The 13,675-nt window shown below is 72.0% G+C and carries 13 protein-coding genes; 4 read left to right on the forward strand and 9 right to left on the reverse strand.

Annotated features, from left to right (window positions below):
• Positions 1-44: 44 nt before the first annotated feature.
• The gene (locus tag OJ962_RS02990) at positions 45-773 is read left to right on the forward strand and encodes a L,D-transpeptidase family protein (RefSeq protein ID WP_270006173.1); all 729 of its coding nucleotides are present in this window, start codon (positions 45-47) and stop codon (positions 771-773) included.
• Here the strand turns inward: OJ962_RS02990 and OJ962_RS02995 are convergent.
• Complete coding sequence (locus tag OJ962_RS02995) at positions 766-2,121, reverse strand: FAD-binding oxidoreductase (protein WP_202955402.1); 1,356 nt, start codon at positions 2,119-2,121, stop codon at positions 766-768. The two genes, OJ962_RS02990 and OJ962_RS02995, sit on opposite strands and share 8 nt — an antisense overlap.
• A 123-nt stretch (positions 2,122-2,244) precedes the next feature.
• Here OJ962_RS02995 and OJ962_RS03000 point away from each other — a divergent pair, with 123 nt between their 5' ends.
• Positions 2,245-3,009, forward strand: a complete 765-nt coding sequence (locus OJ962_RS03000) for an SGNH/GDSL hydrolase family protein (RefSeq protein WP_202955401.1) — start codon at positions 2,245-2,247, stop codon at positions 3,007-3,009.
• Here the strand turns inward: OJ962_RS03000 and OJ962_RS03005 are convergent.
• Both OJ962_RS03005 and OJ962_RS03010 read right to left on the reverse strand, forming a co-directional pair.
• Complete coding sequence (locus OJ962_RS03005; RefSeq protein ID WP_202955400.1) at positions 2,993-4,171, reverse strand: phenylacetate--CoA ligase family protein; 1,179 nt, start codon at positions 4,169-4,171, stop codon at positions 2,993-2,995. The genes OJ962_RS03000 and OJ962_RS03005 overlap by 17 nt on opposite strands.
• A complete protein-coding gene (locus OJ962_RS03010) occupies positions 4,149-5,213 on the reverse strand; it encodes an enoyl-CoA hydratase/isomerase family protein (RefSeq protein WP_202955399.1) in 1,065 nt (354 codons plus the stop codon). Before OJ962_RS03010 ends, OJ962_RS03005 begins: the two co-directional genes overlap by 23 nt.
• 20 nt (positions 5,214-5,233) lie before the next feature.
• On the opposite strand from OJ962_RS03010, the gene OJ962_RS03015 reads away from it, so the two are divergent.
• Entirely contained in the window at positions 5,234-6,058 is an 825-nt protein-coding gene (locus tag OJ962_RS03015) for a lysophospholipid acyltransferase family protein (RefSeq protein WP_270006174.1), read from the forward strand.
• Here OJ962_RS03015 and OJ962_RS03020 read toward each other — a convergent pair.
• Genes OJ962_RS03020 through OJ962_RS03030 form a run of 3 tightly spaced genes read right to left on the reverse strand, consistent with a single transcriptional unit; the run spans position 6,039 to position 7,850 of the window.
• Positions 6,039-6,914, reverse strand: coding sequence for a DNA glycosylase AlkZ-like family protein (locus OJ962_RS03020; RefSeq protein WP_202955397.1), 876 nt, complete (start codon positions 6,912-6,914; stop codon positions 6,039-6,041). The genes OJ962_RS03015 and OJ962_RS03020 overlap by 20 nt on opposite strands.
• The gene (locus OJ962_RS03025; RefSeq protein ID WP_202955396.1) at positions 6,907-7,251 is read right to left on the reverse strand and encodes an MmcQ/YjbR family DNA-binding protein; all 345 of its coding nucleotides are present in this window, start codon (positions 7,249-7,251) and stop codon (positions 6,907-6,909) included. Before OJ962_RS03025 ends, OJ962_RS03020 begins: the two co-directional genes overlap by 8 nt.
• Complete coding sequence (locus OJ962_RS03030) at positions 7,251-7,850, reverse strand: LURP-one-related/scramblase family protein (protein WP_202955395.1); 600 nt, start codon at positions 7,848-7,850, stop codon at positions 7,251-7,253. Before OJ962_RS03030 ends, OJ962_RS03025 begins: the two co-directional genes overlap by 1 nt.
• A gap of 27 nt (positions 7,851-7,877) precedes the next feature.
• On the opposite strand from OJ962_RS03030, the gene OJ962_RS03035 reads away from it, so the two are divergent.
• On the forward strand, positions 7,878-8,495 hold the full coding sequence (locus OJ962_RS03035; RefSeq protein WP_202955394.1) for a class I SAM-dependent methyltransferase: 618 nt from the start codon (positions 7,878-7,880) through the stop codon (positions 8,493-8,495).
• On the opposite strand, the gene nrfD is transcribed toward OJ962_RS03035, so the two are convergent.
• From nrfD to fdh, 3 genes are read right to left on the reverse strand one after another with little or no spacing between them, the layout of a single operon-like run.
• The gene (gene nrfD, locus OJ962_RS03040; protein ID WP_202955393.1) at positions 8,492-9,598 is read right to left on the reverse strand and encodes an NrfD/PsrC family molybdoenzyme membrane anchor subunit; all 1,107 of its coding nucleotides are present in this window, start codon (positions 9,596-9,598) and stop codon (positions 8,492-8,494) included. The two genes, OJ962_RS03035 and nrfD, sit on opposite strands and share 4 nt — an antisense overlap.
• A complete protein-coding gene (locus OJ962_RS03045; RefSeq protein ID WP_202955392.1) occupies positions 9,595-10,446 on the reverse strand; it encodes a 4Fe-4S dicluster domain-containing protein in 852 nt (283 codons plus the stop codon). The genes nrfD and OJ962_RS03045 overlap by 4 nt, the downstream gene beginning before the upstream one ends.
• A complete protein-coding gene (fdh, locus tag OJ962_RS03050) occupies positions 10,446-13,658 on the reverse strand; it encodes a formate dehydrogenase (protein WP_407697484.1) in 3,213 nt (1,070 codons plus the stop codon). Before fdh ends, OJ962_RS03045 begins: the two co-directional genes overlap by 1 nt.
• Between the last annotated feature and the right edge of the window lie 17 nt (positions 13,659-13,675).

Here is a 13,675-nt window from a genome sequence, read left to right on the forward strand (position 1 = left end):
CCAACGGCGGGGGGGGCCGGGGGGGCCCGGCAAAAAGGGGGCGCTTGGTCTTCCAGAAGTTGGGGGGGCGGGCGGCCGCGACGTTCGCCGCGCCCGCTGCCGTGTCCGTGGCGTCGCCTTCGGTCGCCGCCGCGAAGGTCGAGCGTGTCAGCACGCTCGGCAAGCGGTCGTACTTCGCGTTCGTCAACAAGGCGGAGGTCGCGCGGGCGGAGCCGAGCGCGAACGCCAAGCGGGTCGCCAAGCTCACGCTCAAGACGCCGGAGAAGACCGACGACCTCGTGCTCGTGCTCGACCGCACGGAGGTCGACGGGCAGGAGTGGCTGCGCGTGCGGCTGCCGGTGCGGCCGAACAACACGACGGGCTGGGTGCCGGCGGAGGCGCTGAGCGACCTGCAGCCCGTGGACACGTGGCTGCGGATCTCCACCAAGACGTTCAAGGTCACGCTGATCAAGAACGGCAAGCGCGTGTTCAGCGCGCCGATCGGCGTCGGGCAGTCGCAGTGGCCGACGCCCAAGGGGCAGTTCTACATCCGCGCCAAGCTCAAGGGCTACGGCGGCGCGGGCTCGGTCTACGGGCCGCTGGCCTACATCACGAGCGCGACGTCGCCGACCCTGACCGACTGGCCGGGCGGCGGGCTCGTGGGCGTGCACGGCACCAACGCGCCGGGGCTCATCCCGGGCCGCATCTCGCACGGCTGCGTGCGCCTGAAGAACGCGGACATCCTCCGGCTGGAGAAGCTCATGCCGGTCGGGACGCCGATCACCATCACGTAGGACGGATGCCCTGAGCGGGGCGGAAGCGGTTGCCCGGGTCGACCTCGCGCTTGACCCGGCGCAGCCGTTCCAGGTTCGCGCCGTAGTAGTTGCGGGTGGCGTTGGTGAGGTCGGGGTCGGCGTAGTTGGCGTAGGCGCCGGTGCCGTAGGGGGCGACGCTGCGACGGGCGCGCTTGACCCGGTCGCGCGCGGTGGGGATCGCGGCGTAGGAGAGCACCTGGACGCGGAAGCGGGCGGCGCGGTGCGGGAACGCGGTGTCGTCGCGGTCGGGGCGGTTGATCGCGCCGCCGTAGGCGTCGAGGATCAGCGTGGCGCCGGTGTCCGCGGCGTCCAGGAAGGCGCGGCGGCCGTTCCCGCCCAGGCGCTTGGTGACGTAGGTCGAGCTCGCGGCGAACGCGGAGCGCGGCGGGTCGTCCCTCCCGGCCCAGCGGCGCTGGACCGTGAGGTAGTCCGCGCTGCCGACGCTCGGTGAGCCGCCCAGCGGAGCGATCAGGCGGCGCAACTGCGGGGCGCTGCCGAGGTACTGGCCGAACGCGGTCGCGCCTTCGCCCGTGAGCGTGAGGATCGCGGTGAGATCGCTCGGCGCGCGCGGTGCGAACGCGTCCCAGCGGGCGAGCGCCTCCTCGCGGGCGCCGCGCGGGTAGCTGATGCTGAAGAACGCGGCGTTGGACACCCGGCGGGTGCGCAGGCGGACGGCCGTGACGATGGCGAAGCTCCCGCCGCCGCCGCGCAGCGCCCAGAACAGCGCGCCGTCGTCGACCCGGCGGCGCCGGCCCTCCGCGTCGACGATGTCGAAGGAGCGCACGCGGTCGCACGTGAGCCCCATCGCGCGGCCGGCGAGCCCCATCCCGCCGCCCAGCACGAGCCCGCCGACCGCGACCGTCGGGCAGCTGCCGGCGGGGATCGTCACGCCGCGCGCGGCCAGGCGCGCGTACACGTCCCCGAGTCGTGCGCCCGGGCCGAGCGTGGCGATGCCGTCGCTGAAGCGGATCTGATCCAGGCGGTCGAGGTCGACCACGACGGCGGAGCGGCTCGTGCTGTTGCCGCTGTAGCCGTGACCGCCGGAGCGCGCGACGAGCGGGACGTCGTAGCGATCGGCCCAGCGCACCACGGCGCGCACGTCGGCGGTGTCGCGCACCTGCACGACGGCGGGCGGCCTTACGCCGTCCCAGCGCGTGTTGAACACCACCCGCGCGGCGTTGTAGCCGCTGTCGCCGGGCGTCAGCACCCGGCCCCGCACCGCGTCACGCAGCGCACGGATCCGGTTGCGCGGGATCGCCGCCTCGCCCAGCGCCGGCAGCAGCATCGCCGCCGCCCCGCGCGCGATCAGGTCCCGCCGAGTGATCACCCCCCAATCCTAAAGAGGGACAGTCCCTCTTTAGGTTCACCCACGCTCCAGAGCCGTTTGTGGGCGTTCGCGCGCGGCGCGTTATCTAAAGAGGGACAGTCCCTCTTTAGGTAACGTCTCGGCATGGCGTACCGGCGTTTTGTGGCCCTCGGCGACAGCACGACCGAAGGGCTGATGGACCTCAATCCCGATGGGACGTTCCGCGGCTGGGCGGACCGGCTGGCCGAGCGGCTCGCGCAGGACGAGCCGAGGCTCCAGTACGCGAACCTGGCGGTACGCGGCAAGCTCGCGCGGCAGGTGGTCGACGAGCAGCTCGGGCCGGCGATCGCGCTTTCGCCGGACCTCGCGAGCGTGCTCTCCGGGCTCAACGACATGCTGCGGCGCAACTGCAGCGTACCGACGGTGATCGACCGCCTGGACACGCTCTACGGGTCCCTGCGCGCGGCGGGCGCGGACGTGATCGCGTTCACGCTGCCCGATCCCGTGCCGATCAACCCGATCGCCAAGGGCGCGGCCGCGCGGCTGCGCAACCTCAACCTCGCCATCCGCGACCTGGTCGCCAAGCACGGCGCGTTCCTGGTGGACCTCGAGGCGCACCCGGTCTCGTCGGACCGTCGCCTCTGGCATCACGACCGTCTGCACGCGAACGCGCTCGGGCACGAGCGGATCGCGCTCGCGGCGGCGGAGGCGCTCGGGCTCGAGGGCGCAGACGCTTCGTGGACGGCGCCGTTCGCCGACCCGCTCGCGCCTCGCTCGCGCGTCTCGCACGCGCTGTGGGCGGGCAAGTACCTGACGCCCTGGGTCGTGCGCCGGCTGCGCGGCGTCTCCTCCGGCGACGGCATCAGCGCGAAGCGACCGCTGCTGGAGCCGTTCAGCGACGATCGATGACGCGCACGGCCTTGCCCTCGCTGCGCGGGATCTCGCCCATCGGCCGGACCTGAACGCGGACGTTCACGCCGGTCTGCTCGCGGATCGCGTGCTTGACGCGGCGCGCGAGGTCCGGGCCGCGGCCCTCGCACAGGACCGTCAGCTCGTCGAGGTGCTGCGGGCGCTCGACGATCAGCTGGTAATGCGGGGAGACGCCCTCGACGCCCAGCAGCACGTCCTCGATCTGCGACGGGTAGAGGTTCACGCCGCGGATGATCAGCATGTCGTCGCGGCGGCCGCGCACGGCGCTCATGCGGGCGAACGGGCGCCCGCACGGGCACGGCTCGCGCGTGAGCGAAGCGATGTCGCCCGTCCGGTAGCGCAGCAGCGGCATCGCCTCCTTGGTGAGCGTGGTGAAGACGAGCTCGCCGTCGGTGCCGTCGGGGACCGGCGCGCCCGTGGCTGGGTCGACGACCTCGACCGCGAAATGGTCCTCCATCACGTGCAGGCCGTCGCGGGCCTCCGGGCACTCGGCCGCGACGCCCGGCCCGATGATCTCCGACAGCCCGTACATGTTCAGCGCGGTGAGACCGAGCTCGGCCTCGATCTGGGCACGCATCGCCTCCGTCCACGGCTCAGCGCCGAACATCCCGATGCGCAGCTCGAGGTCCTCGATCCCGGCTTCGCGCAGGCCCTGCGCGATGTGCAGGGCGTAGCTCGGGGTCGCGCACAGGACCTGGCCGCCGAGGTCGCGGAGCAGGAGCGCCTGACGCGTGGTGACGCCGCCGGAGGCGGGGATCACCAGCGCGCCGATGCGCTCCGCGCCCATGTGGAAGCCGAGCCCGCCGGTGAAGAGCCCGTAGCCGAGCGCGTTGTGGACGACCATGCCGGGCCGCACGCCGGCCATCGTCATGCAGTAGGCCATGACCTCCGTCCAGACGTCGAGGTCGTGCTGGCTGTAGGCGACGACGGTCGGCTTGCCGCGCGTGCCGGAGGACGCGTGGATGCGGCGCAGCTGGTCGTGCGGGACCGTGACCAGGCCGAGCGGGTAGTGCTCGCGCAGGTCGTCCTTGACGGTGAACGGGAGGTCGGTCAGCTGCTCCCAGCCGTCCGGGATGCGCGCCGCGAGCGGCGTCCGGCGCACCCGCTCGACGACGCGCTCAATCGCCTCTCTCGTGGGCACGCCAGTGCTCCTCCAGGTTGCGGATGAGGGCAGGGCTGAAGGAGCAGACGGCCTGCTCGCGGCAGTACACGGACATGTACTCGCGGAAGACGTCGAGCGGCTCCTGGCCGACGCGGAACGCCTTGCGGTTGGCGACCCCGCTCACCGCGCCGGCGCTGGAGAGCGCCGCGGCGCGCCGCTCGATCGCCGCGTCCATCTCCCCCGGCTCGACGAGCTCGTCGGCCAGCTCCTCGGGGGTGAGCTCGCTGCCGGAGAGGATCGCCTGGCGTGCGCGGCGGTCGCCGACGAAGCGCGGGAGCCGCAGGTTCGCGGCGCCGGGGATGATGCCCTCGTTGCGCGCCGGGAGCGTGAGGCGGGTGCCGCGCTCGCACAGGATGTGGTCGACCGTGAGCAGCAGCTGACAGCCGCCGCCGATCGCGAACGTCTCGGCCGCGGCGATCCAGAGCTTGTCGGCGCGGAACACCTTGTGGACGAGGCCGAGGTCGCGGACGGGGAAGAACAGGTAGGAGATCTGGCCGCGGTAGAGGTGCGTGAGGTTCAGGCCGGCGCCGAAGATGCGGCGGCCGGCGTAGCGCGGGTGGTCGACGACGCCGCCGCGGAGCACGCAGATCTCGGTGGCCTCGTCGAGCAGGAGGAGGTCGATGCCGGCTTCCAGCGGGCCGAGGGTCGTGTCGTCCTCGGCGTTGAGGTGGCGCGGGTTGCGCAGTTCGACGATGCCGACGTTGCCGTGGCGCTGCGCGTGGGCGCGGCCGAGGTCCACGTGGCCGTCGCGGGCGAAGGCTTCGGCGTGCTCGAGCGCGAGCGGCGTCGGCGCCAACATCGTCTCGATCAGGTGACGTCCGGTGTCGGGCTCGGCGAGCACGTCAGCCAGGAACGCGCCCTGCGCGATCTCCAGCCCCGCCTTGTCCTTCTGCGGCTTCTCGCGCTCGGCGGCGACGTCCTCGCGGGCCGGCAGCCCGGGTACGGCGTAGACGAGCTCCTCGGCCCGGAGCGGGCGCGTGAGGCCGTCCGTGAGCTCGAGATAGAGCCGCCGAGCCTCCATGAGCAAGAATCTACGCGCTTATGGCCTTGTCGAACGAAGAGGCGCACGCCCTCTCCCGCAAGCGCGGTACATCGTGGGTGTACGAGACCGCGCGTTTCGTGCTGACCCCGATCGCCGCCACGTGGTACCGCTTCAAGGTCACCGGGCGCGAGTACGTCCCACCCGAGGGGCCCGTGATCATCGCGCCCAACCACAAGAGCTTCTACGACTCATTCTTCATCGGGCTCGCCACGACGCGCCACCTGCACTTCATGGCCAAGACCGAGCTCTTCGAGGGCAAGAAGACGGCGCGGCTGCTGAGCGGGCTCGGCGCGTTCCCGGTCCGGCGCGGAACGGCGGATCCCGACGCGCTGGCGACCGCCCGCTACCACCTCGATCAGGGCCGCGTGCTGGCGATGTTCCCGGAGGGCACGCGCCACCGGGATCCGGAGACGCTGCGCGAGCCGCGGCGTGGCGTCGGCCGCCTCGCGATCGAGGCCAAGGCGCCGATCGTCCCGTGCGCGATCACCGGCACGGACAAGCTGTTCGCCTGGGGCTGGTTCCCGAAGCCGGTCAAGGTGCAGGTGTCCTTCGCGCCCGCGATTGAGCCCGCCGACCTCGAGGCCACGCCGGAGGCGGCGCAGGACCTGATCGAGAACCAGGTCTGGCCCGAGGTCGAGCGCGAGTTCAAGCGCCTGCGCGCCAACCCCGGGCTCGTCGCCGCGGTGCTGGCCGGCCTCGGCGCGGCGGGCGGCGGCATCGCCTACCAGCAGCAGCAAAAGAAGAGGAAGCGGCTTCCGGTTCCAAAGGTGCCGAAGGCGCTGCGCCGCAAGAAGAAGGGCCCGTTCAAAAACGTTCGACGCTGACCCGGCCGCCCGCGCGCGACCACGTGCCGACGGCCACCCCGTCCTCGAGCACGACCGCGCGCAGGATGCCGCCGCCGGGATGGACGCGCTTGGCGTGCTCGGCGGGAACGGTCGGCGTGCGGTCGCGCCAGCCGAGCAGCAGCTCGTCGAACGCGGGGATCAGCACATCCGGCACAGGGCCATCCTCGAGGGCCGTGCTGGTGGGCGGCCGACAGTCGCGCAGGGGGAGCCCGGACCAGTAGGCGAGATCGCGCCGATCGGCGCCGGCGTGGCACGCGTAGTAGCGACGCGCGAGCTCGTCGAGGTCGGGAGCCCGCCACTTGATCTCGATGGGGATGTAGACGCGCTCGGGCGTCATCGCGAGGCGGCCGAGGATCGCAGCGCGGTGCAACGCGTGCGGGAGCGCCTGGCCGGGCAGGTCGAACTGCGCGGCGAGCTCGGCGCGGGTCGCCGGGAGCGCCGCGACGAGCGCGTCCGTGTGGTCGGTCGTCACGCTGAGCTGGCGCAGGCGACGCTCGTTCGCGGCGACCATCCGGGGCGCGAACAGCGGGTGCAGCCAGGCGAGGTCGTCGGCGTCGACGAGGTGCAGCGTCGAACGCATGAGCCAGGTGACGAGCAGGCCGTCGCGGAACGCGCCGCCGCGCGCGGCGAGCGCGTACGGGACGCTGCCCGCGTCCTGGGCCTGCACGGCGAGCAGGTGGCGCACGACGTCGCCGCCGCCGGGCGCGTGCAGCCACTGGCTGCGCGCGCGAGCGCGGGCGACGACCGCCGGCGAGGCCGCGGCGTCGCCGCCCGCCGCCGCGGCGCGGCCACCCGCCGTGGCCTTGCCGCGCGGCACCGCGCGATCGCTACTCACCCTTGTCGTAGGCCGCGACCACGCGCTTGGGCGCCTGGAGGCGCCACGCGTCCTCGATCAGCTCGGCGAGCTGGTCCGGCGTGACGGCGTCGAGGCGGACGAGCACACCCGGCCAGCCGTCGTAGTGCGGCGTGGAGAAGAAGACGTCGGGCTGGCCGAGCTTGAGCGCTTCGGCGTCGTCGACGTCGATGCAGCGCACGACGAGCGCGTCGGGGTCGGTGCGCAGGCGGCAGATGAACTTGCCGCGGACCTTCAGGGACGGCGTGCCGTACGAGGTCGACTCCTCGCACCCGGGGAGGCGGGCGGCGACCGCGCGCACGTCGTCCCAGGTCGGCATCAGCGCGCCTGCAGGGCGTCCAGTCCGACCGCGGTGGCGAGCACGAGGCGGCGATCCAGCGTCCGGCCGGGATCGGCCGAGAAGTCGATCGTGTACGTGTCGCGGAACTTCAGCGTCTGGCGCGTGTGCGTGCCGAGCACCTGGCCGCCGCGCACGAAGTCGAAGTGGTACGGGATCGGCAGCCAGTCCGCGAAGCCGCCGATGAACGGGATGAAGCCGACGAAGCGCCGGAACAGCGCGACGCCGACGCTCTTCTCCTGCACGGTCGCGGTCTCGCTGCCGCCGGCGTCGAACAGCTTGTACGTCGAGCGCAACAGGCTCGCGCCGAATACCTTCTGGATCTGGCCGATGGCCGCGCCGGACGCATCGGTGACGTCGTAGCGGGCGCTCGGGTCAAAGCGCTGGCGCGCCTTCAGGCGCATCAGCTCGACCGACTTCGAGTCGTCGGTGTAGAAGCGGATGTCCTCCTTGAAGGCGAACCGCTTCTGCTCCACGAAGCACACCGGCTCGCCGCCCGGGAGCGTGAACTCGTACTGGTTGATGACCAGCTTGATGCGCTGGCGCAGCTCGAAGACGTCGTGCTCGTTCGGTTCGACCATCGCCCTCAGCGTACGCTCAATGCACCTATGGATGACATCGAGGTGCTCGCGAACGCCATCGATCTCGAAGGCCGCACCGTGGTCGACGTCGGCTGCGGCGACGGCACGTTCGTCCGCGCGCTCCGCGAGGCGGGCGCGGACGCGATCGGCGTCGACATCGACATCAAGGACGCCCACTGGCTCGACCCCGAGGGCCGCTATCTGAAGGGCGGCGCCGAGCGGCTGCCGCTGCGCGACCAGTCCGTCGACGTGGCCACGCTGATGCGCAGCCTGCACCACGTGCCCGACCCGCGGGACGCGTTCCCGGAGCTGGCTCGCGTCGTGCGCGAGTACGTCTACATCGCCGAGCCGCTGCCCGAGGGCGAGTTCTTCGAGCTGCTGCGCCCGGTCGACGACGAGACCGAGGTCCGCGCGAAGGCGCAGGCGGCGATCCGCACCAGCGGCTTCGAGCACGTCGACACGATCGAGTACGAGGTCACCGTGCGGCTGGACCGGCTGGAGGAGCTGCGCGAGCGCGTGCTGGCCGCCGACCCCACCCGCGGCGACAGTTGGGCCGCCGTCGAGCACCAGCTCGCGGGCCGATTCAAGCCCGGGGACTTCCCGGTCCCGATGCGCGCGGACATCCTGCGCCCACCGGCGCGCTAGCGGCGAGCCATGCGGGCGACGGCTTCGTCGTCGCCCGCGGACTGCTTGCCGGCCTCGATCCAGGCGATGCGGGTCAGAAGGGCGGAGGCCAGGAAGAGCACGCTCGGGACGTCCCCGCCACGGCGCAGCAGTCGCAGGGCGACGCCGATGCGGGCCGCCCAGTTGGACAGCTTGTAGGCGCGGTGGTGCTCCAAAGGCTCCGCGAGCGAGCCGATGTGGCGGTCGTTGATCGGCGAGAGGATGAGCTTGCCGCCCATCGCCAGCAGCTCGAGGTGGCCGAGCGCCTCGCGGGTCGGGCCGGAGCGCTGGAGGAGGCGGTTGGCGCCCGCGCCGGAGGCTGCCGCGGTGCAGACGAAGATCGGTGCCAGCAGCACGCGCGAGCGCGCCCACAGCGGCGTGGCGGTGGCGGCCAGCAGCGCGCCGGTGTAGGACCCGAGGTAGGAGCCGAGCAGGGCGGTGGCGACGCCCGCGGCGCGGCCGGCGCGCTTGAAGCCGAGCACGTCGGCGGCGACGGCACCGGTCGCGGTCGTGGAGAACGCGACCAGGCACCACGCGCCCATGGACATCGGCGAGCGGACCTTGAAGATCCGCAGCATGTTCAAGAAGCGCGCGGGGCGCCCGAGGTCGGCGATCAGCAGCAGCGGCGCCGGGAGCACGGCCCCGAGCGCGAGCTTGCGGGCGAGCTCGGCGCCCTCGTGGTCGCCGAACTGGTCGCAGGCCACGGAGACGAGCGACGAGCCCGCCGCCAGCCCGCCGACGAAGAAGTACACCGGCACCTCCCACGTCCACAGCGTGGCGTGAATCATCGGGCCCTGGACGGCGACCGGGACCTCCCCGCCGCCGCGGGCCCGGCGCGCGGCCTCGGCCACGGAGCCGTTGGCCGACGCGGACGCGTAGCGCGTGTCCTTGTCGTAGAGGAACGACCAGCGCGCGTCGCCCCAGCGCTCCTTGGCCAGCGCGACCTTCTCCCCCGTGCGCACCCAGCCGCCCGCCTGGCCGCGCCTCCCCACCGCGGGCGTGACGTCACGGCCCTCGGCGGTGCGGCCCTCCTCCGCCCGCCGCGTCACGTCCTCGGGCGGCGGGCCCTTGCGCTTCCCGCTCATCGTGCCTTCCGGAAGGCCGCGGCGAACGCGCCGAACGCGAGTCCCGCCGCCACGAACGCGGCCGCGACGCCCGTCGCGTTGGCGATCGGGCCGTTCTGCTGGATGGGCGAGTCGGCATGGGCCGGGAGGCCGTAGCGCTCGGGCGGCTCGGTCAGCAGGAAGAACGCGCCGAGCCCGCCCGCGAGCTGGTCCTGCGGCTCGTCGCCGGCGCCGTACAGGTACGCGCCCTCCAGCCCGCGCTCGTGCAGCGTCGCCACGCGGCCCTTGGCCCGCTCGACGAGCTCCTCGTACGGTCCGAACTGGATCGAGTCGGTCGGGCACGCCTTCGCGCACGCCGGCTCGAGCCCGTCCTCGAGCCGGTCGTAGCAGAGCGTGCACTTGGCGGCCCGGCCGTCGTAGGGGTCGCGGTCGATGACGCCGAACGGGCACGAAGGCACGCAATAGCCGCAGCCGTTGCACACGTCGCTCTGGACGATCACCGTCTCGAACTCCGTGCGGATGAGCGCGCCTGTCGGGCAGGCGTCCAGGCAGCCGGCGTGGGTGCAGTGCTTGCACACGTCGGACATGAACACCCAGCGGTCCAGTTGCGCGCCGAGCGCGGCCTCGACGAAGTTCAGCGTCGGCTCGGGCTCGGGGATCCGCAGCGTCTCGACGAAGCGCACGTGGCGCCACGTCGAGGCCGACAACTCGCGCGTCGCGTCGTAGGACAACGAGGCGCGCAGGTCGTCGGCGGGCAGGTCGTTCCACTGCTTGCAGGCCACCTCGCACGCCTTGCAGCCGATGCACACCGTCGTGTCGGTGAAGAAGCCCATGCGCTGGGCCTCGGGGCGCTGGACGGCGATCTCCATCAGGCCTGCTCCTCGTCGCCCAGCACGCTGTGCGGGGTCTTGCTTGCGAAGTCCGGCTGGTCGTCGTTCGGGTCCTGGTCGGTGTCGACGTCCGCGAGCCGCACGGTCGTCTCGCCTGCGCGCCGGCCCGCGCGGACGTTGCAGCGGAAGGCCTTGGACTCGTGGATGGTCGTGTTCGGGTCGCCGGAGATCGCGATCAGGTCGTTGACGGTGTCCCCCGTCACGCCCTGGGGGTTGGTCTTGAACGTGCCCCAGTGCCACGGCAGGCATACCTGATGGATGATCCGCTCGCCCATCCGCAGCGGCTGGACGCGGTTGGTGACCTTCGCGCGCGCCTCGATCTCGGCGCGCGGCGTCTCGATCACCATCCACTCGCCGTCCTTGATGCCGCGCTCACGCGCGAGCACCGGGTCGATCTCCGCGAACATCTCGGGTTGCAGCTCCGCCAGCCACGGCAGGTTGCGGCTCATCGGCCCGGCCGTGTGGTGCTCGGTGAGCCGGAAGGTCGAGGCCACGAGCGGATAGTGGTCGTCGCCTTCGGCGACCAGCGGGTTCTCGGGACGCATCCACGTGATCCCCAGCGGGTTGGCGCCCAGCTTGGGGTAGAGCTCGTTGGGCACGGGCGACTCGAGCGGCTCGTAGTGGGTGGGGATGGGCGCGTCCAGCGGGCCGCTCGGCGAGAACAGCGCTCCGCGGCCGTCGGGCATCATCATGAACGGCGCGCTGCCGGGGATCGCCTCCATCCCCTCCGCCTCCGGATGGGGCTTGTAGTCCGGCCGCTTGCCCGGCGGGAAGTCCGGGACGTCGTAGCCCGCCCACTGCTCCTTCTCCTCGTCCCACCAGACGAGCTTCTTGCGCTCGGACCACGGCTTGCCCGACGGGTCGGCGGACGCGCGGTTGTACAGGACGCGGCGGTTGGCGGGCCACGCCCAGCCCCACTCGGGCGAGACCGACCCGCCCGGCGCGTTCAGGTCGCCCGGATCGCGGCGGCGCGGCTGGTTGACGTTGTCGGCGAAGCAGCCCGAGTAGATCCAGCAGCCGCACGACGTGGTGCCGTCGTTGCGCATCTCGCCGAAGCCGTTGAGCAGCTTGCCCGTCGTGAGGTCGTAGCCGTTGATCTCGCGCAGCACGTCCTCGGCGCTGGGTTCGTCGTGGACGCCGTGCTCGCGGTAGCCCCAGGTGAGGTGGCGGATCGGCCAGTCTCGTTCGCGCGTCGAGTCCGCGTAGTGGGCCTTGATGCGCTTGCCGATGTGGTACACGAAATGCAGCTCCGAGCGCGCGTCGCCCGGCGGGTCGAGCGCCTTGTCCCGCCACTGCAGCAGCCGCTGCGTGTTGGTGAAGTGGCCTTCCTTCTCCACGTGGCCCGCGGCCGGCATCAGGAAGACCTCGGTCTGGATGTCCTCGGGCTTCATCTCCCCGGAGCGGATCTCGGGCGAGTCCTTCCAGAAGGAGGCGGTCTCGAGGTCGGCGAGGTCGCGTACCACGAGCCACTTCATCTGCGCCAGCGCGCGGCGCTGCAGGCCCGCGTGCTGGGAGCCGACCGCCGGGTTCTGCCCCATCACGAACATGCCGTCGAGCCCGCCGTCCAGCGCTCGCAACGTCGTCACGTAGTGCGAGTGGTTGCCGGTGAGCTTGGGCAGGTGGCCGAACCCGTAGTCGTTCTCGGGCGTCGCCGCCTCGCCGAACCAGGCCTTCAGCAAGCTGATGATGTACTCGTCGAAGTGCGACCACCAGCCGCTCTTCTTGCCGCCCGCCTCGACGTAGTCGGCGAGCGTCTGGTCGTCCTCGGTGGCCCGCGGCATCGGCAGGTAGCCGGGCAGCAGGTCGTAGAGCGTCGGGATGTCGCTGGAGCCCTGGATCGAGGCGTGGCCGCGCATGGCCATGATGCCGCCGCCCGGCCGGCCGATGTTGCCCAGCAGCAGCTGCACGATCGAGCCGGCGCGGATCATCTGCACGCCCGCGGTGTGCTGCGTCCAGCCCACGGCGTAGGCGAGCATCGTCGTGCGCTCGCGGCCCGAGTTGGCGATCAGCGTCTCGGCGACCTTCAGAAACTGGTCCTCGGGGATGCCGCAGACCTTGGACACCATCTCCGGCGTGTACCGCGAGTAGTGCCGGCGCAGGACCTGGAAGACGCAGCGCGGGTGCTGGAGCGTCGGGTCGTTGGGGACCTGCTGCAGGGTCTCGCCGGCCTGCGTGCGGTCCGTGAACGCCTGTGTCGACTGCACCTCGGCGCTGGACGTCTTGCCGGGCGGCTCCATGCCCTCGAACAGCCACGTCGTCCGGTCGTAGGTGCCCTTCTCCGGATCGAAGCCCGAGAACAGGCCCTCGAGGTCCTCCGTGTCCTGGAAGTCCTCGCGCACGAGGTGCGGCGCGTTCGTGTAGTTGACGACGTACTCCTCGAAGTACGACTTGGTCTCGATGATGTGGCGGATCAGCCCGCCCAGGAAGGCGATGTCCGACCCGGCGCGGATCGGGACGTGCATGTCCGAGACGGCGCTCGTGCGGCTGAAGTGCGGGTCGACGTGGATGAGCTTGGCGCCGCGTTCACGCGCCTTCATCGCCCAGCGGGAGCCGACGGGATGGGCCTCCATGAGCCCAGAGCCCTGGATCCAGATGCAGTCCGCGTTCTGGAAGTCCTGCTGGTAGTTGGTCGCCGCGCCGCGGCCGAACGAGGTCCCCAGACCGGGCACCGAGGAGGAGTGTCATATACGCGCCTGGTTCTCGATCTGCAGGGCGCCCATGGCGGTGAACAGCTTCTTGATGAGGTAGTTCTCCTCGTTGTCGAGCGTCGCGCCGCCGAGGTGCGCGAAGCCGAGCGTGCGGTTCACGCGCCGGCCGCGCTCGTCGTGCTCCTGCCAGTGGTTCTCGCGCGCGGCGATCACCCGTTCGGCGATCATGTCCATCGCCGTCTCGAGGTCCAGATCCTCCCACTCGGTGCCGCCCGGCCGGCGGTAGCGGATCTTCGTCAGCCGCCCGGGCTGCTGGATCAGCTGGCGCGAAGCCGAGCCCTTCGGGCACAGCGTGCCCTGGTTGATGGGCGAGTTCGGGTTGCCCTCGATGTCGACGAGCTCGCCGTCGCGCGTGTAGACAAGCTGACCGCAGCCGACCGCGCAATACGGGCAGACGGACTCGGTCACCTTCAGGCCGGCGATCCGCGAGCCCGCCTTGAGCGTGTTGTCGGAGGCGGCGGCGGGCCCCAGCCCCCAGTCCATCGCGCGCCCGACGACCG

The sequence above is a fragment of the Solirubrobacter deserti genome (assembly GCF_027587175.1).
Taxonomy (GTDB): domain Bacteria; phylum Actinomycetota; class Thermoleophilia; order Solirubrobacterales; family Solirubrobacteraceae; genus Solirubrobacter; species Solirubrobacter deserti.